The 21,915-nt window shown below is 46.5% G+C and carries 22 protein-coding genes; 1 reads left to right on the top strand and 21 read right to left on the bottom strand.

The features are described from left to right. Positions 1 to 16: 16 nt before the first annotated feature. The 21 genes from ACYQ2E_RS05480 to ACYQ2E_RS05580 all read right to left on the bottom strand — a co-directional run bounded on the left by ACYQ2E_RS05480 (position 17) and on the right by ACYQ2E_RS05580 (position 20,912). A complete protein-coding gene (locus tag ACYQ2E_RS05480; protein WP_460017069.1) occupies positions 17 to 1,303 on the bottom strand; it encodes an extracellular solute-binding protein in 1,287 nt (428 codons plus the stop codon). 190 nt (positions 1,304 to 1,493) lie between these two features. Then, positions 1,494 to 2,798: an MBL fold metallo-hydrolase gene (locus ACYQ2E_RS05485; RefSeq protein WP_460017070.1), complete on the bottom strand. Its 1,305-nt coding sequence runs from the start codon at positions 2,796 to 2,798 to the stop codon at positions 1,494 to 1,496. Then, on the bottom strand, positions 2,782 to 3,603 hold the full coding sequence (locus ACYQ2E_RS05490) for a carbohydrate ABC transporter permease (RefSeq protein WP_460017071.1): 822 nt from the start codon (positions 3,601 to 3,603) through the stop codon (positions 2,782 to 2,784). Before ACYQ2E_RS05490 ends, ACYQ2E_RS05485 begins: the two co-directional genes overlap by 17 nt. A gap of 15 nt (positions 3,604 to 3,618) precedes the next feature. Beyond that, a complete protein-coding gene (locus ACYQ2E_RS05495; protein ID WP_460017072.1) occupies positions 3,619 to 4,506 on the bottom strand; it encodes a carbohydrate ABC transporter permease in 888 nt (295 codons plus the stop codon). Continuing rightward, positions 4,506 to 5,576 (bottom strand): ABC transporter ATP-binding protein, encoded by a 1,071-nt coding sequence (locus ACYQ2E_RS05500; protein ID WP_460017073.1) that lies wholly within the window; start codon positions 5,574 to 5,576, stop codon positions 4,506 to 4,508. The genes ACYQ2E_RS05495 and ACYQ2E_RS05500 overlap by 1 nt, the downstream gene beginning before the upstream one ends. Before the next feature lie 206 nt (positions 5,577 to 5,782). Continuing rightward, positions 5,783 to 6,601 carry a phosphonate ABC transporter, permease protein PhnE gene (gene phnE / locus ACYQ2E_RS05505; RefSeq protein ID WP_460017074.1) on the bottom strand — a complete coding sequence of 273 codons (819 nt, stop codon included), beginning with the start codon at positions 6,599 to 6,601 and terminating at the stop codon, positions 5,783 to 5,785. Between the two features lie 19 nt (positions 6,602 to 6,620). After that, on the bottom strand, positions 6,621 to 7,433 hold the full coding sequence (gene phnE, locus ACYQ2E_RS05510) for a phosphonate ABC transporter, permease protein PhnE (RefSeq protein WP_460017075.1): 813 nt from the start codon (positions 7,431 to 7,433) through the stop codon (positions 6,621 to 6,623). Then, a complete protein-coding gene (phnC, locus tag ACYQ2E_RS05515; protein ID WP_460017076.1) occupies positions 7,430 to 8,191 on the bottom strand; it encodes a phosphonate ABC transporter ATP-binding protein in 762 nt (253 codons plus the stop codon). The genes phnE (ACYQ2E_RS05510) and phnC overlap by 4 nt, the downstream gene beginning before the upstream one ends. A 476-nt stretch (positions 8,192 to 8,667) precedes the next feature. After that, positions 8,668 to 9,732 (bottom strand): PhnD/SsuA/transferrin family substrate-binding protein, encoded by a 1,065-nt coding sequence (locus ACYQ2E_RS05520; protein ID WP_460017077.1) that lies wholly within the window; start codon positions 9,730 to 9,732, stop codon positions 8,668 to 8,670. A 107-nt stretch (positions 9,733 to 9,839) separates the two neighbouring features. After that, positions 9,840 to 12,272 (bottom strand): SF1B family DNA helicase RecD2, encoded by a 2,433-nt coding sequence (gene recD2, locus ACYQ2E_RS05525; protein WP_460017078.1) that lies wholly within the window; start codon positions 12,270 to 12,272, stop codon positions 9,840 to 9,842. Next, entirely contained in the window at positions 12,265 to 12,831 is a 567-nt protein-coding gene (locus ACYQ2E_RS05530) for a YiiX/YebB-like N1pC/P60 family cysteine hydrolase (protein ID WP_460017079.1), read from the bottom strand. The genes recD2 and ACYQ2E_RS05530 overlap by 8 nt, the downstream gene beginning before the upstream one ends. Then, positions 12,828 to 13,334, bottom strand: a complete 507-nt coding sequence (locus ACYQ2E_RS05535; RefSeq protein WP_460017080.1) for a tRNA (cytidine(34)-2'-O)-methyltransferase — start codon at positions 13,332 to 13,334, stop codon at positions 12,828 to 12,830. Before ACYQ2E_RS05535 ends, ACYQ2E_RS05530 begins: the two co-directional genes overlap by 4 nt. A 94-nt stretch (positions 13,335 to 13,428) precedes the next feature. Continuing rightward, complete coding sequence (locus tag ACYQ2E_RS05540) at positions 13,429 to 14,193, bottom strand: alpha/beta hydrolase (RefSeq protein ID WP_460017081.1); 765 nt, start codon at positions 14,191 to 14,193, stop codon at positions 13,429 to 13,431. Between the two features lies 1 nt (position 14,194). After that, positions 14,195 to 15,112: a Gfo/Idh/MocA family protein gene (locus ACYQ2E_RS05545; protein ID WP_460017082.1), complete on the bottom strand. Its 918-nt coding sequence runs from the start codon at positions 15,110 to 15,112 to the stop codon at positions 14,195 to 14,197. Further along, positions 15,109 to 16,344, bottom strand: a complete 1,236-nt coding sequence (locus tag ACYQ2E_RS05550; protein ID WP_460017083.1) for an MFS transporter — start codon at positions 16,342 to 16,344, stop codon at positions 15,109 to 15,111. Before ACYQ2E_RS05550 ends, ACYQ2E_RS05545 begins: the two co-directional genes overlap by 4 nt. Before the next feature lie 100 nt (positions 16,345 to 16,444). Further along, positions 16,445 to 17,287, bottom strand: a complete 843-nt coding sequence (locus ACYQ2E_RS05555) for a helix-turn-helix domain-containing protein (protein ID WP_460017084.1) — start codon at positions 17,285 to 17,287, stop codon at positions 16,445 to 16,447. Beyond that, on the bottom strand, positions 17,274 to 17,921 hold the full coding sequence (locus tag ACYQ2E_RS05560; RefSeq protein WP_460017085.1) for a thiamine diphosphokinase: 648 nt from the start codon (positions 17,919 to 17,921) through the stop codon (positions 17,274 to 17,276). The genes ACYQ2E_RS05555 and ACYQ2E_RS05560 overlap by 14 nt, the downstream gene beginning before the upstream one ends. Continuing rightward, positions 17,918 to 18,265, bottom strand: a complete 348-nt coding sequence (locus ACYQ2E_RS05565; protein WP_460017086.1) for a nucleoside triphosphate pyrophosphohydrolase family protein — start codon at positions 18,263 to 18,265, stop codon at positions 17,918 to 17,920. Before ACYQ2E_RS05565 ends, ACYQ2E_RS05560 begins: the two co-directional genes overlap by 4 nt. Positions 18,266 to 18,320: 55 nt before the next feature. Then, positions 18,321 to 19,169, bottom strand: a complete 849-nt coding sequence (locus ACYQ2E_RS05570) for a PTS system mannose/fructose/sorbose family transporter subunit IID (RefSeq protein ID WP_460017087.1) — start codon at positions 19,167 to 19,169, stop codon at positions 18,321 to 18,323. After that, positions 19,162 to 19,962, bottom strand: coding sequence for a PTS mannose/fructose/sorbose/N-acetylgalactosamine transporter subunit IIC (locus ACYQ2E_RS05575; protein WP_460017088.1), 801 nt, complete (start codon positions 19,960 to 19,962; stop codon positions 19,162 to 19,164). The genes ACYQ2E_RS05570 and ACYQ2E_RS05575 overlap by 8 nt, the downstream gene beginning before the upstream one ends. Before the next feature lie 29 nt (positions 19,963 to 19,991). After that, the gene (locus ACYQ2E_RS05580) at positions 19,992 to 20,912 is read right to left on the bottom strand and encodes a PTS mannose/fructose/sorbose transporter subunit IIAB (protein ID WP_460017089.1); all 921 of its coding nucleotides are present in this window, start codon (positions 20,910 to 20,912) and stop codon (positions 19,992 to 19,994) included. Between the two features lie 287 nt (positions 20,913 to 21,199). Between ACYQ2E_RS05580 and ACYQ2E_RS05585 the strand changes: the two genes are divergently transcribed. Continuing rightward, positions 21,200 to 21,907 (top strand): GntR family transcriptional regulator, encoded by a 708-nt coding sequence (locus ACYQ2E_RS05585; protein ID WP_460017090.1) that lies wholly within the window; start codon positions 21,200 to 21,202, stop codon positions 21,905 to 21,907. The last annotated feature ends 8 nt before the right edge of the window (positions 21,908 to 21,915 follow it).

A 21,915-nucleotide genomic window follows, 5' to 3' on the forward strand; every position in this document is an offset into this window, starting at 1 on the left:
CATTTCCGTCAAATGATTATTGATTCCAGGCACCGTCAAGCTCTGTTTTGCCTTTCTTGAGCAGGTCATCAATATTGCCGTTCTTGTCTGTCAGAATCTCCTGCATGGTGGCAGTCAGCTGGGTGTAGGCAGCATCTGAGTTCTTCTCAATCGGATTTGTAAAGAGTTTCGTCGTTGTTGCTGCAATGATGGCTGGGACTTTGCTGGTCTTATTGCCTGTGTAAGCAGTATCCTTCATGCCGGCGACTGTTACAGGCATGTAGCCTGTTGCATTTGCCCATTCAACCTGTTCTTTTGTTGAAACCAGGAACTTCTCAAAGAGATAAGCCGCTGTCTGCTGATTCTTCGTGGCATTTGAGAACATGTAGATGTCAGTGCCCTGCTGAATATTATTTTCCGAAGGACGGGCAGCTACACCATATTCAAACTTCGCGTCCTGAGCAACAAAAGTTTCACCGGCTGTTGTGCCGATGAACATGGCAACTTTTCCATTCGCGAATGGGCCGGACAAGTATTTGTCAGAGCCTGCAATACGGAAGTAACCGGCTTTCACACCGTCAAGATAGTAGCTCACGACAGCCTTTGAAGCTTTTGAAGTGAAGTTTGTCTTGCTGTCAAACTGGCTGCCTTCGTCACGCATCCCGATTGAATAATAGTTGTTCAGCGCATCAAAGCCGCCGCCGACAAGCTCGCCATTTGACTTTTCATAAATCGTCTGAGCAGCTGTTTTGAACTCGTCCATGGTCGTTGGAACTTTGATGTCGTATTGTTTCAGCACATCCGCATTGTAGAACAAGGCCTCGGTTGACTTGTTAAATGGAATGCCTGCCTGGATGCCGTCAAACTTTGCGCCTTTAAGCAGGGCCGGCTGAATCTTTTCGTCGCCGGTAATTCCAATCTTACTATTTGAGATAAATGAGCCCTGGTCGACCAGCATGTCATTCTGAGCGGCGTTGTAAAGCCAGCCTGGATAAGCCTGCGTGATGGTCGGCAAATCTTTCGGCGACTGCATAGTGGACGTCAGCTTCGCCTGCAAGTCTTGATAGGATGATTGATTCTGCAAAGTCACATGGATTTTCGGATTGGCTTTTTCAAAATCAGCTGTCATCTTCTCAAGCTCAGCTCCTTGAGCCCCTGTCATTGCATGCCAGAATGTAATTGTCGTATCTTTTGATACAGAAGTCTGGATATCGTCTGATTTCTTTGACGATGAAGAGCCTGTGTCTTTTGATGACGAACATGCGGCAAGCGATACAGCGGCAGTCAGTACGACGGCTGACAGAGCCATTTTTTTGAAATTCATTGAATTTCTCCTCCTAAATTTTGATTGTACTTTTCATAATTGAGTTCAGCATGCCTGAAGCCAGGAAATTAGATGAAATTGGAAGCTGCCTACGGCAGAACCACAATTTCCCTAAATTTCTACGCTTCAAAACGGGCATGCTTCACATCTTAAAAAAAGCACAAAGGTTTTTTGATGTGAGTTTTTCGTCTCACAGTGCAATGACCTGCCCGCGTTCGGGCAGTATTCTGTCACCATAGGGATTCTCCAGACGCTCTGGATGATAGCTATGGATTGGAACCAAGAGTTTAGGCTCGATAAGCTGGACAATCTTCTTCAAATCGTCCGGTACGGCATGGCCCGAGCAAGCCAGACGTACAAATTCTATGCCGTTTTCTGACAGCATGTCAAGAAATGGCTGATAATGCGGGTCAAAATCTCCTAAAGGTGACGCATCTGAGTGGATGTAAAGTCCGCCCCGCTGCAGTTTATCAAAGTCAGACTCCACCTGCCAGAGATAGTCAGATTTATCAGCTAATAACGTCGAATAATCAATTTCAAGCGCAGGATTCAAGGCTTCACGGCGCTCAGCTCCGGGCATGACATAATACAGCGTCTCCTGACCAAAGATTTTCTTCAAAAGCAGTGCCATATCCTGCGTCAGGACAACCTTGCGAGGCGAAGCTTTCACCAGCTGGCTGAAACGCTTGACGTTGGCCGGATAACCGTTAAATGTAATCTGACGCTCAGAATTCTCTTTCTGCAGGCGGACAAATTCATCAATCAAATCCTGCTCAGAATAAATCGGATGTTCCACAGGCTCATTCTCTTCTGCTTCACGCTCGGGGAAGCTGATGGATACGCCTTCCATGATGAGCATGTCGGCCTGTCGGGCCAATTGAGTGAACTTGAGAGTATCATCAGGGTCATAACCATGCAGGCGCAAGTCACCGGTATAAGCAATTTTCCTGCCGGCGACGCGAATAATCATGCCGCAGGCACCGTAGGCATCATGGTCTACCGGCGCCAGCTCAACTTCAATGTCACCGACTTTGACAGTGCCGTAAGGCGCAATGCCGATGATTTCTCTGGTAAAAGCCTTATCGTCTTCAAAGGGCTGTGGAATCAGGAAATCCCCATTTTGATTGAGTACGGGCAGCACTTCTGCTGTTGCTTTCAGCGCATACATGGGAATGCTGGGGTCTAGGTAGTTGACCATGCGCGTGTGGTCCAGATGCGCGTGACTCAGAAAGACGGCTGTGTGCGTAAAATCAGGTCGGGGCAGTCCTTTATACTCATTTTCAAAACGAAAGTCGTAAATGTCTTTGAGCTCCGGAATCAGGCGGTTCTCGAGCAAAGTTTGGAGGCTCTCGTCCGGCAGGTCCAGCTCGGGGCGGAACTCGGTGCCGAAGTCGAAGAAAATATGCGAGTCCTGGTAGGCAATCTCGACGACTGTTCCGCCGATGGTCAAGACACCCGCATGAAAAATGATTTCAATTTTATCCTTTGATGCCATTACGTGCCACCCCTCTGATGATTTGTTTGCGGAAAATAAAGTAGAGCACCAGCACCGGCACGACGGTCAATGTGGCTGCCGCCATCTGCAGCTGCGTCTGTGCGCCGGCCTCTGTCGCAAATGAAGCAAGACCATTGTTCAGCAGGCGCATCGTATCCGTATCCGTCACCAGTAAAGGCCAGAGGAAGGAATTCCAGCTCATGATGAAGCTTAGAATGCCCACTGTCACAAGGGCCGGTGAAATCATCGGCACCAGGATGCGGCGGATGTACTCCAGGTCGCTCGCGCCGTCGACTTTGGCCGCCTTGTAGAGACTGTCTGGAATCGCGGCCATGTAATTATTCAGGAAATAGATATAGAAAATACTGGTCAGAAAGGGGATAATCAGCGCCGCATAGGTGTTTTTGATGCCCAGCTGCAGAATTGTATTGTAGTTTGTGAAAATAATCGATTCGTAAGGCACCATCAAGAGTCCAATCAGGAGCGCGAAGATGACTTTTTTGAATTTGAACTCCAGGCTGGTCAGCGCAAAGGCTGCCAGTGTACAGGTGACCAGCGTTGCAAATGTTGTCGCAAGCGAGACGACCAGCGTGTTGATAAAGTACTGCAAGAAAGGGACTTGTTTGAAGACCTGCACGTAATTGGTAAACTGGAAGTGCGCCGGAATCAGCGTCGGCGGCATGCTTGCCATTTCCCGGTGTGTCATCAGCCCAGCGAGAATCATGTAGATAAATGGGAAGAGCGTGATAATACTGAACATAATTAATATTATGTAAACTACCGCTGTCGAAATTTTTATTTTCATTCTTTCAAACTCCTTCTATGACCGATGACTTCTTGTAATCAGCCGCTGCAGGATTGTCATGATAATGATAATCGCAAAGAGCACAACCGAAGCCGCCATGGCCGGACCCGACTGCCCCAAATTATAGAATTTGGTATAGACGTAGAAGACTGCGGTCACTGCCGAATTCGCAATGCCTGCCTGCCCGCCGAAGAGCGCGTAAACTTCTGTATAAACTTTGAAAGCGCCAATCAGATTCACCGTCAGGAGAAAACTGATGGTCGGCATCAGCTGCGGCAGCGTGATTCTGCGGAACTGCTCCCACTTGGAGGCGCCGAACAAGTCGGCAATCGTGTAGTAATCCTGACTGATGTTGCGGAAACCGGACAGCAGGATAATAATATTAAAAGCCAGAGCGCTCCAAATTCCGAAAATAATCAGCGTCGGCATGGACATGCTCGGGTCGTCCAGCCAGTTGACCGACGGAATGCCGATAAGACCCAGAATAAAGTTAATCACGCCGTAATCCCGATTGAAGAAATAACGGAAAACCATGCCGATGGCAATCACTGACGTGACATAAGGCATGAAGAAAATTGCCTCAAAGACAGATTTAAACTTGACTTTTTCAAAAATCGCCCAGGAAATAAAAAGTGCGATAATCAAAGCCAAAGGCACTACGATAATGGCGAAAATTGCTGTGTTGATTAACGAGCGGATGAAAATCGGGTCGGAAAATATCTTCTGATAATTCTCAAGTCCGGCAAAATGCTGATTCAGTATGAATCCCGACTGGAAACTCATGTAAAAGGAGCGAAAGAGCGGATAAATACTGAAAATAAGGATAAGAATCAAAGCGGGCGCCAGAAAAATCCAGGCCTTTTTTTGATTCTCAGGATTATGACCTTGTCTAAATTTAAACATCAGTAGACCCGCTCTCCAGCCTCATTGAAGACAAAGGCTTTATTGAAATTAAAGACTAAACTTCGAGTTTCATTTTTGACGGCCTTCTCAAGACTGACAACCGACTTAATCACCAGCCCGTTTTTCTCAAAACGGAGAATGCAGTCGCGGCCGATGACTTCGTTGTCGTCTGTTTCCATTTCCACTACGCCGCCGGACAACTCTGGGCTGACATCTTCTGAGCGGATGGCAAAAGTATAGCTGCCGTCAGTGATTTCAGCTTTTTTGCGTGATTCTACCAGTGTGGACAAGGGAAGCTGAAAATCGCCGAAATCCATTTGGCCATTTTTCACTGTGATTTTCATGGAGTTGATAATCGGCGAGCCGATAAAATTTGCCACGAAAAGATTAGCCGGCTCTAGATAAAGCTCCTGAGGCAGTGCATACTGCTGCACTACGCCCTCATTCATCAGGATGATTTTATCAGAAATAGACAGGGCTTCTTCCTGGTCGTGGGTGACAAAAATTGCGGTGATGCCGACTTCCTTGACCAGGCGACGAATTTCTTCGCGAATGCGTAAACGCAAACGAGCGTCCAGATTCGACAAAGGCTCGTCCAAGAGCAGAATATCAGGTTTTTGAACAAGCGCCCGTGTAATGGCCACACGCTGTTGCTGACCACCTGAGAGCGTCCCGGGTTTCTTTCCGGACAATTCTTCGATATTTGTCAACTTCATGTATTCTTCGGCGATTTTCTGAGCTTCGCTTTTGGCCATTTTATTTTTGCCGACTGTCAGCGGGAACATGATGTTCTCAAGCACCGTCATGTGCGGATAAAGCGCATAGTTCTGAAAAACGAAACCGATATTGCGGTCTTTCGGCGCCGTTTTGACCACGGATTGACCATCAAATTTAATATCTCCGCCAGTCGGCGTTAAAAGGCCGGCAATTAAATTGAGAATCGTTGATTTACCACAGCCAGACGGTCCCAGCAGACAAACCAAATCTCCTTTTTCAATCGTGAAACTGACAGATTCAAGCGCTGTGAATCCATTTTCAAAACGCTTGTTCAAATTGATAATATCAATCATTTAAGTGAACTCCTTGAGAAGTGATAAGTAACCTATACGCAATTACTCGGCAAAAATTTCAATTGTGTTACTTTTATTTTACACTATTTAACAGAATTCTGCTACATGAATTTACGTTTTTAAAGCAAAAAAATGTAAATATACGGAAAATTCTATCCTTTGACAGAAAAAAGAGGCTTCTCAGCCTCTTATCATCTTCTTATGAATTATCCGCGCATCAAAGCCTTCCGAATCTGCGAAGAAATCAGCTCCACCACCACAATCAGCACAAAGAGCGCAATTAAAATTGAACCGACTTTCGGCCACATCTGCCCGTTCATGGCAAAAATCAGCGGCGCACCAATACCGCCGGCACCGACCAGACCGAGAATTGACGCATTACGCAAATTCATGTCCAGACGATAAAGCAGATTGGAGAACAAGTCCGGCATCAGCTGAGGAAGCACGCCGAAACGGATTTTCTGCATGGTCGTTGAGCCGGCAGCATCCATTGATTCGAGAATTCCGGTGTCTAAGTCCTCAATCGATTCTATAAAGAGCTTCGCAATCATGCCGATTGACTCAAGTCCCAGCGCCAGCACGCCCGCCGAGGGCGACATTCCCACCACGCCGACGAAAAACAGGGCATAAACAAAGGAAGGAATTGTCCGAATCGCCATGATGACCAGCCGGAAGAAATAGGCCAGCGGCCGCGGCATGATATTCGTCGCTGACAAAAATGACAGCGGAATGGCAATAATCGCCCCTACAATGGTTCCCAGAATCGCAATGGCAATGGTCTGCAGCAGCAGATACGGCACACCCTGAGTGCCCATTTCAAACAATAGTTTCGTGTCCGGGTGAATGATGCCGTCAAGCACAGATTGCGCCATACGCACACCCTGACTTGTCATATGAATGCCGCTCAACGACGAGCTTGACCACCAGCAAAGTCCCAGGACAATGACGACAATCAGCGAAATATACGCCATTCGGCGCGGACGACTTTCATAAAAGTCAAGAATTTTTTTAGTTGTATCAGTCATATTCTATTCTCCACTTCATTTAAGCCAATTTCGCGCGAATCAGCGTGCTGGTCAATTCAATGATAATCACCGTCACAAGAATAGCCACCAGAATCATGCCCACATCCTTGTACATCAGGAAGCCCATGCGGTCATTCAGAATCGTCCCAATACCGCCCGCGCCCACATAGCCGAGAATCGTCGAATACCGGACATTTCCCTCAAAAGCGTACAAAGATGTCGACAAATACGACGGCGCAACCTGCGGCGCAATTGCAACCACAAAGGCCTTGAAACGTCCCACGCCAAGCGCTTCCGTCGCCTCAAAAGCGCCCATATCCACCGTTTCAATATTTTCAAACATCTGCTTGCCGACAAAGGAAAAAGTGAAAATAAAGATGGCTACAAGCCCGGCGAAAGTGCCCAGACCAAAGACATGAGTTGCAATCAAGGCAATCACCAGCGTCGGAAAAGTTCGCGTAATCGTCAGCAGAATACGCACCAGCTGATTGACAAATCGGTTCCGGACAATATTATGCGAAGCCAGCACCGCAAAAGGAATCGCCACCAGAGCACCCAGAATGGAGCCCAGAAAACTCATTTTAATCGTATCAAACAAAGGCGTCGCCACATGGGAAAAATAAGCCCAGTCCGGCGGGAATAAGTCAGCAATCATGGCAAAGAACGAATGCCCGCGCCGTGCCAGCCCCACAAAGTCAAACTCCGTCAAGCGAATCGAGGCAAAAATAATGGCCAGCACAATCAGCCAGTAAAGCCAGGCTAGCGAGCGCTTCTCCTTGACAACTTGACCGTCGGACAGAATGTAAGTTTTTGGCTGAAAAAAGTTTTTCATTTTTCACTCCCTGCTTCTTCCGTTTCCTTGCGGTAGACTTCATCAAGAATTTCCTGCGTCACCTCGCTTGAAGGACCATCATAGACAATCCGGCCTTTTTTGATGGCAACAATCCGGCTGGCATACTGCAGCGCCAGCTCAACATGGTGAATATTAATCAGAACTGTTTTATTCAAATCCTCATTGATACGCTTGAAATCGTCCATGACCTCTTTGGCAGTCACCGGGTCCAGCGCAGAAACCGGCTCGTCCGCCAGCAGAATATCTGAATCCTGAGCCAATGCCCGCGCCAGAGAAACACGCTGCTGCTGACCGCCCGAAAGCTGGTCGGCACGTGTATAAGCCTTGTCCAGAATCCCCACGCGGTCCAGCGCCTCCAGCGCCTTAATCTTATCTTCTTTAGAAAAGAGACCAAACAGCACCTTGCCGAAAGACATGTCCGGCACAAAAGCCGTCAAAACATTGCGCAGCACTGAAATCCGCGGTACTAGGTTATAGGACTGGAAAATCATACCGACCTTGCGGCGGAATCTCCGCAATTCTTTGCCTCTGAGTTTGGCAACATCTGTCCCATTGACAATCAGCTTGCCGGAAGTGACATTGTTTAAACCATTGATTGTTCTAACCAAGGTTGATTTGCCGGCACCTGAAGTACCAATAATCCCGACAAATTCACCGTCCTGAATCTCCAGATTCACATCGGTCAATCCTGGAAAACCATTGGGATAAATCTTGCCTACGCTCTCAAATTTTATCATTTGAACTCCGTTTATATAAATATTTGTAGTTACAACTCTTATTGTATCAAAATGTTATAAAAAATAAAATGAATAATGGCAGAAAAAAAGCCGAAATTACAGGAATAATTTCGGCTAATTTTTCATGAAACTTAACCTAACTGAGCTCAACACACCTGAAGCTATGAAATTAGATAAATTGAGAACCTGCCTTTCAGGCAGAACCTCAATTTCCTAAGCAGACTCTTACCGCTTTAGCGGTTTAGAGGTCGCTTTCCCCTTTAGGGGTAAATTTCTACGCTTCAAAGCGGCGTGTTTCGCATCTTAACCTAACTGAGCTCAACACGCCTGAAGCTAGGAAATTAGATAAATTGAGAACCTGCCTTTCAGGCAGAACCTCAATTTCCTAAGCAGACTCTTACCGCTTTAGCGGTTTAGAGGTCGCTTTCCCCTTTAGGGGTAAATTTCTACACTTCAAAGCGGGCGTGTTTCGCATCTTAACCTTCGTTGGCAACATCCTGCAAAATCTTGAAGAATGGCTTGTAGTTGCTGGCTTTAGAAACCTTGTAGCCGTCATGTGCATAAACTTTGATGATTTCTTTGCCCTTTTCAGTTTTAGACAGACTGACAATTGCTTTCTGCAGCGCCTTCTTGAGACCTGGGTATTTCTTGAGGTTATCAGAAGTCTTAGACACAAGAATGGCATCGTTGTAGATTTCATCGGTCACACCGATGACATTGGTCTGGTTCCAGATTGTATCTGTTGCGTGATAAGTGGTTGTCCAGTCCTCGGCGAAGTCCATACGGAGGTCCGCGTAGCCGGCAATGACGTCAACTGTGCCTGAAGCAAGGTCGGCTGCGGCTGTCCCGTAATCAAGTCCTGTGACTACATTCGGCAGGTCACGCACTGAAATCTTGTATTTCTTCGTCAGCCATTCTGAAGGGTAAAGATAACCTGAAGCTGATGTTGTTGAAGACAAGCCCCATTTTGCTTTCTTAATCAGCGCAACTGGAATTTTCTTGCCTTTTTTCACGTAATCCGCCATTTGCTTGCCGACTTCTGAATTTCCGGCAATAAGCAGCCCGCGGTAGGCTGTCACTTCATCTTTTGAATATGTCGTTGGTTTATGGTCGTTCCAATACTGAGGATTTACGGCATTTTTAGTGTTCTTCAAATCGTCGTTGCTCAAACCTTTACGAGTCGCCGTCAGGATAACTTCTGCGCCCTTGGAATAAGCCGCATAAGTACCGCCGGAAACGCCCCAGCCGATATCAACAGTGCCCGCATCCAGTGCCTTGCCAACTGCATTGTAGTCTGTACCGGTTGAAGTATCAACCTTGCTCACAGTGTAGCCCTGCTTCTTCAGCTCTTTAATCAGCAAAGTATCAAGTCCCTTTGTGGCAGTTGTGATGTCACTCGGATTCTTTGAAGGGATGAAAGAAATTTTCAATTCCTTGATTTTTTTCGTTGCTGCATCAGCACTTGTGCCGACGGCCAATACTGCAGCGCTGAGGACAGCCACAGCTGAGACTGCAATAATACGTTTGAGACTTTTTTTCATTTTGAAAATGAACTCCCTTAAAATTTTTTCCGCAATTTTACTCGCAACTCTAGAATATCAAAATATAGTGTTTTTGTCACTTAATATGTCAGAGATTTACCGAATATTTACTTAAAACGTTCGTGTTTTCCAAAAAGCTGAAAGTCCGCGTCTGTCAACCCAATCAACGGGTCGATATCCTCAGATTCAACCAAAATCCGGCTGAGAATCGACGGCTTCGGCTCAAAATCGGACACTACATCTAGTATTTGTCCATTTTCTGCCTCTTCTCCCTCATCTGGCGCGAAATCCGAATCCCCGGAGAACTTTTTCATCTGCTGCAGCAGAAAAGTCGCCCGATTTGTCCCCTCTTTGGCAATGGCCTGCCCGAAAGCCTCCACCTCGCCCAGCAGAATCAGCGAAGACTTGGCGCGCGTCACCGCCGTATAAAGCAGATTACGCTGCAGCATGCGCGAATAACCGGAAACCATCGGCACAATCACACTTTCAAACTCCGAGCCCTGTGACTTATGGATGGACATAGCATAGGCCAGACGAACATTTGCCCAGTCCGCACGGACATAACTCAGCTCCTGTCCATCGAAATCGATCAGAATTTCGTCCTGCTTACTGTCAGAATATTTGGCCGGAATCAGCTCAGTAATCTTGCCCAAATCACCGTTAAAGACATTATTCTCAGCATTGTTCACCAGCTGCAGCACCTTGTCTCCCTCGCGGAAAACACTGTCCAGAAAGGCAAACTCCAGATTTTCATTCTTCGGGTTGAAAATATTCTGGAGAATCCGGTTAATCGCCGTGATGCCGGCAGCGCCTTTGTACATGGGAATCAGCACCTGCAGCGCAAAAGGGTCGTTGCCTCTTTTTAGCCAGGAGCCCGCAATTTGTGCAATCAGATTGGCCACTTGATAAGAAGTCGCCGGAAAGAAATTCCGATCGGCCTTTTTCTCAGTGAAATCCGCCGGCAGTACGCCGTTTTTGATGTCATGCGCTAAATCCGTAATGGTAGAATCGTCAGACTGTCTATAAATTTTGTCCAGTCGCACCGACGGCATATTGGACATCTGAAGCAAATCTGTCAGAACCTGACCAGGTCCGACCGAGGCCAGCTGGTCCGCATCGCCCACAATCAGAATTTTCATGTTTGAGGGCACGCCTGCAAAAAGCTTGTTGGCCAGCCAGGTATCAACCATTGAGAACTCATCGACAATCAGGAGCTGTCCGGACAGGTCATTGGCCAGGTCGTCGACTTCGTCGTCTGTGGTGATTCCGAGGGCTCTGTGAAGCGTTGAAGCCGAGAGCCCCGTCAATTCTGACAGGCGCCGGCTCGCGCGCCCGGTGGGCGCTGTCAGCAGAATTGGAAAGAGCGTATCTTTGTAGTCCAATTCATTGAGACTGATTTTATTCAGCCGAGCATAAACTTCTAAAAAACCGTTGACAATGGTTGTCTTGCCTGTTCCCGGGCCGCCCGTCAAGATAAAGACAGGATTTTCCAGCGCCTGGACAATGGCTGATTTCTGCAGTTTATCATACTTGATGTCCAAATCGCGCTCGACATCACTCAGCGTTTTGTCCACTTTCTCATGATTCAGCACTTCCTTCGGACGCTTCAAAAGCCGCGTCAGATTGGCCGCAATCGCTTCTTCTGCCCGGTAAAGGCTGATTTCAAAGACTTTGCTATTAAGTCTATCGCCGACAAGCATCAGCTTTTTGTCCGCCGCCAGTTCGTCAATCTGCGCAGTCAGAACTGCCGGATTTATCAGAATCTGAGCCGGACGCGAGCTTTCAAGCAGATAAGCCGCCATCGACAGCAAATGCTCGCGCTCAATGTAAGTATCACCAGTCTGAAAAGGCTGCTGCCGCAGCACATGCAGCAAAGCCGCACGAAAACGGGCCGGACTGTCAGCGCCGATACCCTGCTCAGCCGCAATCTTATCCGCCGTGGCAAAACCGATGCCCTCAATATCCTCAACCAGCTGATAGGGATTTTCTTTCAGCATGTCCAGACTTTTCTCTTTGTATTGGTTGAAAATCTGGGCCGCCACACGCCCTGTCAGTCCAAGAGAATAGAGCCGCGACAGCACCGTTTCCATGCCGTGGTTTTCGGACAAATGCTGAAGAAATGCATTTTTTTTGCTCTGCGGCAGGATTTTGTCCAGTTTTTCCGGACTGTCCAAAATCGCATCCACCGTATTCTTCGGATAAAGCTTGACAATCTTCTTGGCCGTCTCCTTGCCGATGCCTGGGAATTTACTCGACGACAGATACTTAATCAGACCGTCGCCCGTTGCAGGCGCAGCCTTTTCATAAGTCTCAACCGCCAGCTGCTCGCCGTACTTCGGGTGACTCGTCAGATGGCCGTGAAACACATAGCGGTCGCCCTCGACAATATCGCCAATCGTCCCCGTCACGACAATCTCGCTGTCTTCGTAGCCCTCGTCGTTGCTGTCATCAATCTCCAGCAGCAGCACCTTATAAAGATTCGACGGATTGCTGAAAAAGATAGCCCCGACCTTTCCGCTAAAATAAATTTTCTCATTCATAAATTAAATTACGTAAATTCTCAATATAGACAACATTCGCCTGCGCCAGCATATCGTTGGGATGCGTACCCGGCTGGCCTTCCGGAATGTCAATACCCAGCTCATCATAATATCCCTGCCAGAAATCCCCCTCAAAATGCATCGGCGCTGCAGGAAAGACATTCTCCGGGAAAGAACGGGCAATCAAATCCGAGCAATAATAACTCTGCTCAGCCTTTACAAAACTGAAATTATAAGGCAAACCCGCCAGCGGACGCATTTTCTCCAGGACTTCGTCAAAATTAACTGCCGCAGTCACGCGAAAAACATCAAAAACCTTTCTGACCCTGGCTTCTTCACGCACCGTGAAGACATCCAGCGGCTCAGCAATCACACCGTCCGTAGGATTCGCATTCCAGACAAAAACTTGGCCGTCAGGCAAAACCTCTACCATACCGATGTGGTCATAAATGCTGTCAGCTCTCGAACTGGCAGCAATCGCCGCACTCCATTCAGACTCTGGCAGCAGCGCATTTGCCACGCCAATCAAATCACCTGTTTTCAGAAACTTTTCACTCATTTCAGCTTATCTTTTTCATAAGTATGCACCGCCTCAAGCCCCGCAAAACCCTGCTGCCGCAGCGCCTCGTAAATAACCAGAGCCGCGCAGTTCGACAAGTTCAGCGAGCGCACATGCTCATCATTCATCGGAATCCTCAGACATTTATCAGAGTTTTGCCGCATAAATTCCTCCGGCAAGCCCGTGTCCTCGCGGCCGAACATAAAATACATATTTTTCGAAGTGTCCGAAAAATCCGCCTCCGAATAGGTCCGCTCCGCAAACTTCGTAATCAGAAATAAATCCCCATCTACCGTCGCCGTAAAATCCGCCAGACTCTCATGATAGCGAATATCCACCTTATCCCAGTAGTCCAGACCTGCGCGTTTCAAATGCTTATCCGTGATTTCAAAACCAAACGGCTTAATCAAATCCAGCACAGCATTCGTCCCCGCAGCTGTACGCGCAATATTCCCCGTATTAAAATGAATCCGCGGCTCAAAAAGTACAATGTGATTTGTCATGCCTCTATTTTACCAAAAAAGCCCAGATTGGGCTAAGCTAAAAGAGGAAAAAATTTTAGTATGATAACGCATTTTCTGTTTTACAATAAACCGGTCAAATCTTGCGCTCCTCGCGCACATATCCAATCGGCAGCCACTCAAGAACCGTATCAATCTTCTGCGTCCAGTAATACCAGTCGTGGATGCCGTCCGAAGTCTCGTAGGTCACGTCATAGCCCAGAGTTTTCAATTCCTCAATAAACACATTATTGCCCGCGTAGAGCTCATCCTGCGCCCCGCACCAGGCATAAATCTTCGGACGCTCGTCCGAATGCTGAATCAAATTAGACAAGTTATCATCAGATGTCTTAAACTCTTCTTCCGAGCCGAAAATCCCCTGCCAATATTCCGAATTTTCGGTCACATGTCCAGGCAATTTTAAAGCGCCAGAGAGGGAGGCCACATAGCTGAACTTGTTCGTCGCAAGCCCTAGCTTGACAGCACCATAGCCGCCCATAGACAAACCTGCAATAAAGGTCTTCTCCCGCTTTTCTGATAGGTTCGGGAAGAATTCATGAATCACACGGGGCAGCTCATGCGCCGTAGCCTCGAAATAATCCATGCCGTACTTTGTCTTCGTATACCAGCCTAAATCAGTTGAGGGCATGACCACGGCCACATTGGTGTGGCGCACCAGCCGGTCAATACCTGCGCGAATCAGCCAGGAATTTTCATTGCCTGACATGCCGTGGAGCAGGTAGAGGACCGGGATGTCTTTTCCCGTATAGTTTTCAACCTTGCTGGCTTCTGGATAAATGACATTGACCGGGCGGTTCATGCCGAGAACTTCGGAGTAATACTCGATTTTTAAGATGGCCATTTTATCTGCTTTCTAGCATTTCTGCAATAATTTCGTGAGATTTTAACACATTTTTCTGATGAAGTCTGTCCATCAACTCTGCGCGGTTTGTCCCGTCAAAGTCTGCGACTGCATCAATCGAGCCTCTCACAACGCTGTCAAAGCCGCGGGCATACGGTGTTGATTCCCAGCCATGGAAATGTCCTGTTTCCACCTTCAAGCCCTGATATCTGGTAAGCTCGTTCAAATCCACTGTCCGGGCTGTCTCGCCCTTGGCTTCAACGGTGAATTCTTCCGTGAAAGCACCTGATTCCAGGTTCATACTCGCAATACCTGTGCATGTGGGGGTCTGTAAAAAGATCACGGCCCGCTGCAGGCGGGCATTTTCCGCCACCAGCTGAGTGTGATAATCCGTGATTTCGTCGTCCAGCAGGTAAATCAGCGTGTCCAGCGGATGAATGAACATGTCGTACATATTGAAAGTCAGCGACTTGTCATTCGGCGAGACATTCTTTGTGACTTTGACGAAAGTTTTGTCCGGAATCGCCTTGAGCTGCTGCGTCGCGGGTACGAAGCGCCGGTTAAAGGCAATGACAAAAAGTACGTTTTGAGCCGCTGCCAAATCCAGCAGTTCCTTCGTCTCAGCCAGATTTTGAGTAATCGGCTTATCCAGCACGACATGGACGCCCGCCGCCAAGAAATGCTTGACAATCTCAAAATGCGCCGACGTCGCCGCATGGATAAAGACCAAATCCGACGCATCCAGGTTTGACAAGACCTGCGTCGCTTTGGCAAAATTATACTTTGCACGAGTTGCCTCGGCTTTGGCCAATTCACGCGAATAAATCGTGAATTCGTGCTGATTCTGCAGTGCTGCATAGACAGGTAGATAGGCTTTCGCCGCGATACCGCCCGTGCCGCCGATAATTCCTATTTTCATGCTTCTATTTTAACACTTTTCCGCCCGAAAAACGACAAGTAAATCAGGGCAAACAGGGCAAGAATTGACAGGAATATCAGCGTCGGCTGCACACCGGTAATATTGGCCATGGCTATGAAGACGATGGTGCCGATGGAGCTGCAGGATGCAAAGAGGGTCGTGATGCTGCCGGAGATTTTGGCGAGATTTTCAGAAGAGACAACTTCCATCATGTAACTGCCGAATTTCGGATTTACTTTTGAAAAGGTATAGCCGCAGATGAAAAATATGATGACGGCAATCTGGCCAAAGCTGGTCAGTGTCAGGGCGAATGGTATGATGAGGACAAATTCAATGAGCAAGATAGTTCGGATGGATGTGTTTTTGAGAAAATCGTTCATCAGCAGTGAGCCTAGCAGTATTCCCAGTGAAAATATCAGATTGAAGAGCATCACGGCAAAGCCGTAATTATTCCCGAAGGGATTGTAGTGCTTCATTGCCAGTTCAATCATGGCCAGGACGCCGTTGGCAATGAAGTTCATGAGTAAAACGCCGACAAGCAATGAGACAGCATTGCCGCTGCCGTCTTTTTCGAAAACGGATAAGACATTTTTCCAGATTTCTTTAAAATTAAACTGGAAGTTTTCTTCTGACGGCTGATAATCAATGTCCAGATATTTTCTTGAACTTAGCAGGACAAGACCGGAGATAAAATAGCTCACGGCATTGATGAGGCTCAGGCCTGCATATGAGTTGTGAAAAACGGCTAAGAGTGCGACGCCAAGCGGTTGTCCAACAAGTTGAAAAACAGAGCCTAGTCCTTGAAATGTGCCTAAGGCCAATTGGGTATCTTCAGCTGCCACATGCGCCTGAATAATCGGCATTTGCAGGCCGTTTTTGTAAGAGGCCAGTAAATCTGATACAAAGTTAATCAGGCAGCAGATGAGAAAGACCGGCATTGAGCGGAATCCGATTAGAAGCGCCATCAGCAGGAAAAGTGCAGTCTGCAGCCATGAACCTAGAAAAAGGCCTCGCTTTTTGTCTCGTGTTTTGTCGGCCAGAAATCCGGTGAAGGCAGGCAGGAAATTCGGCAGGGCTGCTGTCAGTGCGGCCAGTGAGATGTAAAAGGTTGCATTGGGATAGCCCGCAGCATAGACCAGGAAAACGATATTGAAGAGGCTGGCGCCGAATTCGTTGAAAGTCCGTGATAAGAAAAGGCTGCGGAAGGTTTTGTTTGCTCTGATTAGTTTCATATAAGTAAGCTCCTTTTTAATATGAACAGTGTTCAGCTATTTTTTTTAGATTTTATCAGTTGAACAGAGCAAATTAAAAATCGTTGCAAATTTACAACGATTAAAACTCTTCATTTTTCAAATCTTCAAGATTTTTGGGATTTGTTCCCAGGAGTTCATAAGCAGAAATCAGCTGTTTCCAGAGCTTTTTTGCTTCCTCAACCTCTCCTTTTTCTTTAAGCATACGAATTTCGATAAGCGGCGCCGCAATCAGTCTTACCCAATCATTGTCACCGCGCAGCTCAAGAAAGCCCTTTAAGAATCTTTCAGCATTTTCAACATCGTGATTCTGAATTGCAACAAATGCCAATATTCTCATGAGATGGCAGATAAGTTCGCGATTGTCCGGCACTTTCCGGTAAAATAACGTCCGATTTGACATCTCTTTGGCAAACTCAAGACAGAGAGGATACGGCAACTGCTGCGAAGTGGCTAGAAAAATCCAAATTTCATAGTGGCTCCACTCTAAAATGCTGAAAAGATAGTCCACGACGTCTGAAATTTCTTTTTCCGTCAAATTCTCTGCTTCGCCATGCATCGCGATAATCGACTGCAGGGCGTAAGCATTGAATCGATGGATATCACCGGCTTTGGCTAGTTCTTTTTGTCTGAGCAGTTCAATTTTGTCAAATCGGCCTTTCTCTTCGTAGTTTGCGGCTTCGGAGAAAAGTCGCTCAAAATCTGTCAGGTCGAAATTTCTAATCTGATAAATAAACTCTTCATAAGTCACATTGATTGCATCTAACAGCTGGAAAAGTTTTTCAGCACCGATGTCATTTTCGCCGTTTTCAAAGCGGGAAAGCTGTGATTTTGAGCAAATTCCCTCTACCACTTGACTCAGTGAGAGGTTCTTCATTTCGCGCAGCTGACGAAAAACTGCACCCAGTTTTCTATTTTTTATCATTTGAATAAATCACAATCACACAGCCCGACGTGAAGCTCACAGTCATGGTTTCGGCAATAAACTCATTGCTGGCGTAAATCTCGGCGAAATTGTCCTCGACTTTCAGCGGATATTTGGCGTTTGAAATGCTGAAGTTCGCGGCATTTACTTTGACAAAGCCGATGTATTTCATACCCTCGAGCCGTGGCAGAATATGCTCGCCGGCTGTTGTCAGATATTGTACATAATTCTGTGAATTGACCAGTTTAATCTGCTCAGCAAACTTAATAAATTTCTCCGTTATTGGCAGATAAATATTGGTCAGTTCATGGTCCAAGCGCCCGCCTAATGCGCCTGTCACCGTGATTTCAGCTTCTGGATATTTTCTCAGAGCCAGCGCTAAAGCAAGTTCCAGGTCTGTCTCATCTTTTTCAGGCTTGAATTTAAGAAGCTCTGTGCCGGTCTCTGAAAGGAGCCGGAAATCTTCAGGGCCGATTGAGTCAAAATCGCCCACTGCTGCATCCAGCGCCAAGCCCTGATTCAGCGCCCACAATGCACCTGCGTCTACACCAATCACGGCATCAAAATCAGCGGCATTGAACAGTTTGAAATCTGCATTTTCTGCCAATCCAGCTGCAATCAGAACTTTCATCATCTGTTGTCTCCGGAGCCGACGATTTTCCCGCGCTCAAGGCGTGATTCCAGCTTAGACAAATTGCCGGCGGCCACGTCTTCCAGCGTCAAGCCTAGATAGCGCGCACAGGTTGCCAGATACCAGAGCAAGTCACCCAATTCCAGAGCGAGCGCCTTCTGTTCCTCCGCGGAAATTTTCCCGTCTCTGTCACGAATCAATTTCTTGACCTTGTCAGCCACTTCGCCGGATTCACCTGCCAGGCCCAGCACCTTATCAAGAAAGGGCATATCAATTTGTACAGTTTCAGTGCGATTGTCAAATAAATCAAATTTGATGATTTTTTCCTGATATTCATTAAGTTCCATGCATTTATTATACCATTTATTACTATTACCTATTTAGCCGTAACACATTAACTCATTATTTCGCAGGTGGAACTGGCAAGCCGATGATTCCTGCGGCACTCAGAATAATTGTCGCAATCAGTATAATCCAGATTACCCGTGTTGAATTCAGCTTCTTTTTGCCAAGCATCCAGAAAGTCAAAAGTGTCAGCAATACGGGAATTAGGGCCGGCATGATACCGTCAAGTGTTGTCTGCATTGAAAGGTTAACCCCGTGATGCTTATAAACCAATGGTGTCGCAACCTTTATAACCGACGGAATCAGTGCTCCAATCACGGTCACGCCGAGAACGGTGGCTGCGTTTGTAAAGGCAGAAAGCTTATCTTTCAAGGTCGTTACCAGCTTCACTCCCTGCTGATAGCCCAGGGGCAGCAGATAAGCCCGGCCGAACAAAAGTACAATATTAGCAGCAATCCAGATGAAGCAGCCGGCAACTGAGCCTTTCTGAGCTAAGGCAGCTGCAATTGAGCCGAAAATTGTCCCCCAAATCACGTGAAAAAGTGAATCTCCGACACCTGCAAGTGAGCCCATCAAAGCTGTTTTTAAGGCTGCGACCGTGCTTTTGGCCTTATAACCTTCTGTTTCCTCAATAGCAACATCAATGCCCAAAATCAAGTTGCCGAAATTTGCATTGGTGTTGAAAAACTGATTGTGCGTTTTTGCCATGTCCATGAGCTGTGCTTTGTCATGTCCGTAAAGCTTTTTCAGAACAGGCAGAATGGCGTATAAATAACCGGAGCTCATCATTCGCTCGTAGTTCCAATTCAGCTGACTGGCTAAAATATAGCGCCAGCTCATTCTATTCAAATCTTTTTTGGTAATTTTGGACGTTTCAATTCCATTTGTATTCTTTATTTCACTCATCACTGTCAATCCCTCCTTCAAATCTCTGATTTACTGTTGCAGCGGTTCCCATCTGATCTGCTGTTTTTTCACTGTCACGCTTAAACACGAGCAGCGCTGCAACTAAGCCCAAAATTGCAATTCCCATCATTGGCACATTGAGGTAAGCTGCAAGAAAGAAACCGATAAACAAAAACGGCAGATACTGCTTGGTAGGGAGATAGCGCAGGAGAATCCCGACACCGACAACTGGAAGCACGCCACCAGCAACCTTTAATCCGTTCATTAGCCAAAGCGGCATGGCATCTGTAATTGTGGTCACCGCAACGTCGCCGATAATCAGCATGAGTAAAATCGGGATTGCCCGCGATAAGCCCCACAGCAGACTTCCGGAAAGCACCAGCCTGGAAATGCTGCCGTACCGTTCTTTCTCAATGGCCTTGTCAATTCGATGAAGCAGAAAAACATTGAGGAAACGCGCCACTACGTCAAGCTGGAGCATTAAAAGTGCGACAGGCACCGCGAGTCCAATCCCGTAAGTCGCCCCCTTACCAGAAATGATTGCAAAAGCAGTTCCAAGCACTGCACCCGTAAAGTAATCCGGGATAGAGGCGCCGCCGAAGGCGGCAATGCCCAAGCGCATGAGCTGCAGCGTCCCGCCGACCATTAGCCCGGTCTTTAAGTCTCCCATAATAGCCCCTGAAACCATACCGGCAATAACGGGCTGCTGCAGAGTATTGGAAATCAGTGAATCATTAATCGCAATGAATGAGTAGACTGTGATTAAAATGATTTCTATAACTGTTAAATGCATTTTATTTTCTCCTATAAATATTTTCTAAATCAAGAATTCAACTTGTCCATCAAGTCAATGACCGGATCATTCGGAACGAGTTGTGCAGTGATTTTAACGCCGCTGCTGAAAATTTCTTTAAAAATTTCTTCTTCCTGAGGCATGACTTTAATGCTTCTAGTGATTTCTTTTGCGCCTTCTTTGTAACTCATATTTCCGACATTCACTGTTGTGAGCCGGCCGCCTGCTTTGATAAACTTTAAGACATCTGCCGGATTTTTGAACAATAGAAAAATACGCTGCATGCCATACTTCCCGCTGTTAATATTTTGTGCTGCTGCTTCAACCGGAAGAACTGACAGACGTATACTGGCCGGTGCCGCCATTCTCAGCGATGACTTCTGCAATTCATCCGCTGCTGCTTCGTCATTTGCGACAATGATACGCTGAGTGTTTAAACTCGCTGCCCAGATGCCTGCGACTTGGCCGTGAATCAGACGCTCATCAATTCTGACATTGACAAGATCGGCTTTTCCTTTATAATCTAAAAATTCTGCAAGGTCAACTTTTTCCTCTGTCTTTGCGCTCTCTACGGCCTGCAGCTGTTCTTTCACATCAACAATTGAGCTTCTTCCTACTTCGATTAGCTCATTCGCGCGGACTCCATCATTCATCACTACTTCAAGAACCATCGGCAAGGTCATTCCGGCTATCACTGAAATTTCTTTATCCTCAGCATAGTTTTTCAGTGCCGTATTACAAGGGCTTCCTCCAAGCAGGTCGGCAATAATTAGTTTTTCTCCCTCAAGTGTTCGTATTTTTTCTTTTAAGTCATGTTCAAACTGGAGGTTATCACCGTAGGCGGGCATTGTTACCGCATGAACATGGTCCTGCCGCCCGACAATCATTTCCAGGCTGGTCTTGACAGCTTCTGCCATGGGGCCATGACTAATTAGTACGATATTCTTCATTCGACTCCTTTTTATTCGCATTCGCGCAAGCGCTCGCGCTAATGTTTAGTTTATGATTTAATATGTTATATGCATGCAATGATAATATATCATATGTTAACATAATATTCAAATAAAATGTGTGCGTTTTCATTCACATTCTATCTTATTGTCATAAAACTCACTTATTACTTAGACAATTAGCTTGAAGTGTACATTTATCTATACAAATATGGGACGGTTGAATGTAGCGTTTTAATATGTTATCATATTATATATTGATATTATAAAGAATAGGATTTTTTACTTTGATTCCAAAATATGAAAAAATCAAGCTGGACTTGCTTGATGAAATAAAAACGCATAAATTTCTTCCTGGAGACAGGTTTTACACTGAAGCTGATGTTAAACAAAACTATGGCGTCAGCTCTATCACGGCAGTAAAGGCCTTGAATGAGCTCACCGCCGCGGGTTACCTTTATCGCGTTCAGGGAAAGGGAACTTTTGTTTCTAAGTCGAAAGTTTCACAAATCGTAAAATTCACGGATCAGGAACTTGAATCACATGCCTATGAGACTGTCAAGGTCTTGTCAATTGAAAAGGGAAACGACTCTGAAATCCTGAAAGAGCTGGGCCTAACGCCTGCTGATTCATATTATCGTTTCGTCCGTATTCGCTTTTTCAAAAATATTCCTTTTCTTGTCCATATCAGCCATCTGCCGCAGAAGCTTGTTAAGAAGCCGATTTCCCGCAATAAGTCCTTTTACTCCAGCATTTATGAAAGGGTGAGAAAGGATTTTAATGTTGATCTTTTTTCGATGGCCTCTATGGAAACAAATGAAGTTGATTTCCCGGAGAATGCAAAAATCCTGAGTCTACTTGACTTAAGCTTCCGTGAACCCGCTGTCAAGCAGATTAAACATACTTATTTTCCGGACAAAAGCGTGGCTGAATACACAGTGAGCTATAAGCACTGGAAATACTTCAAAATAAAAATTGAAGTAGAGGGCGAATAGCTTCTACT

The sequence above is a fragment of the Lactovum odontotermitis genome, from assembly GCF_054658595.1.

What these genes read in the sequence shown, in the direction of transcription:
- ACYQ2E_RS05480 (WP_460017069.1), bottom strand. Translation starts at nt 1,303, where the DNA reads ATGAATTTCAAAAAAATGGCTCTGTCAGCCGTCGTACTGACTGCCGCT.
- ACYQ2E_RS05485 (WP_460017070.1), bottom strand. Translation starts at nt 2,798, where the DNA reads ATGGCATCAAAGGATAAAATTGAAATCATTTTTCATGCGGGTGTCTTG.
- ACYQ2E_RS05490 (WP_460017071.1), bottom strand. Translation starts at nt 3,603, where the DNA reads ATGAAAATAAAAATTTCGACAGCGGTAGTTTACATAATATTAATTATG.
- ACYQ2E_RS05495 (WP_460017072.1), bottom strand. Translation starts at nt 4,506, where the DNA reads ATGTTTAAATTTAGACAAGGTCATAATCCTGAGAATCAAAAAAAGGCC.
- ACYQ2E_RS05500 (WP_460017073.1), bottom strand. Translation starts at nt 5,576, where the DNA reads ATGATTGATATTATCAATTTGAACAAGCGTTTTGAAAATGGATTCACA.
- phnE (WP_460017074.1), bottom strand. Translation starts at nt 6,601, where the DNA reads ATGACTGATACAACTAAAAAAATTCTTGACTTTTATGAAAGTCGTCCG.
- phnE (WP_460017075.1), bottom strand. Translation starts at nt 7,433, where the DNA reads ATGAAAAACTTTTTTCAGCCAAAAACTTACATTCTGTCCGACGGTCAA.
- phnC (WP_460017076.1), bottom strand. Translation starts at nt 8,191, where the DNA reads ATGATAAAATTTGAGAGCGTAGGCAAGATTTATCCCAATGGTTTTCCA.
- ACYQ2E_RS05520 (WP_460017077.1), bottom strand. Translation starts at nt 9,732, where the DNA reads ATGAAAAAAAGTCTCAAACGTATTATTGCAGTCTCAGCTGTGGCTGTC.
- recD2 (WP_460017078.1), bottom strand. Translation starts at nt 12,272, where the DNA reads ATGAATGAGAAAATTTATTTTAGCGGAAAGGTCGGGGCTATCTTTTTC.
- ACYQ2E_RS05530 (WP_460017079.1), bottom strand. Translation starts at nt 12,831, where the DNA reads ATGAGTGAAAAGTTTCTGAAAACAGGTGATTTGATTGGCGTGGCAAAT.
- ACYQ2E_RS05535 (WP_460017080.1), bottom strand. Translation starts at nt 13,334, where the DNA reads ATGACAAATCACATTGTACTTTTTGAGCCGCGGATTCATTTTAATACG.
- ACYQ2E_RS05540 (WP_460017081.1), bottom strand. Translation starts at nt 14,193, where the DNA reads ATGGCCATCTTAAAAATCGAGTATTACTCCGAAGTTCTCGGCATGAAC.
- ACYQ2E_RS05545 (WP_460017082.1), bottom strand. Translation starts at nt 15,112, where the DNA reads ATGAAAATAGGAATTATCGGCGGCACGGGCGGTATCGCGGCGAAAGCC.
- ACYQ2E_RS05550 (WP_460017083.1), bottom strand. Translation starts at nt 16,344, where the DNA reads ATGAAACTAATCAGAGCAAACAAAACCTTCCGCAGCCTTTTCTTATCA.
- ACYQ2E_RS05555 (WP_460017084.1), bottom strand. Translation starts at nt 17,287, where the DNA reads ATGATAAAAAATAGAAAACTGGGTGCAGTTTTTCGTCAGCTGCGCGAA.
- ACYQ2E_RS05560 (WP_460017085.1), bottom strand. Translation starts at nt 17,921, where the DNA reads ATGATGAAAGTTCTGATTGCAGCTGGATTGGCAGAAAATGCAGATTTC.
- ACYQ2E_RS05565 (WP_460017086.1), bottom strand. Translation starts at nt 18,265, where the DNA reads ATGGAACTTAATGAATATCAGGAAAAAATCATCAAATTTGATTTATTT.
- ACYQ2E_RS05570 (WP_460017087.1), bottom strand. Translation starts at nt 19,169, where the DNA reads ATGAGTGAAATAAAGAATACAAATGGAATTGAAACGTCCAAAATTACC.
- ACYQ2E_RS05575 (WP_460017088.1), bottom strand. Translation starts at nt 19,962, where the DNA reads ATGCATTTAACAGTTATAGAAATCATTTTAATCACAGTCTACTCATTC.
- ACYQ2E_RS05580 (WP_460017089.1), bottom strand. Translation starts at nt 20,912, where the DNA reads ATGAAGAATATCGTACTAATTAGTCATGGCCCCATGGCAGAAGCTGTC.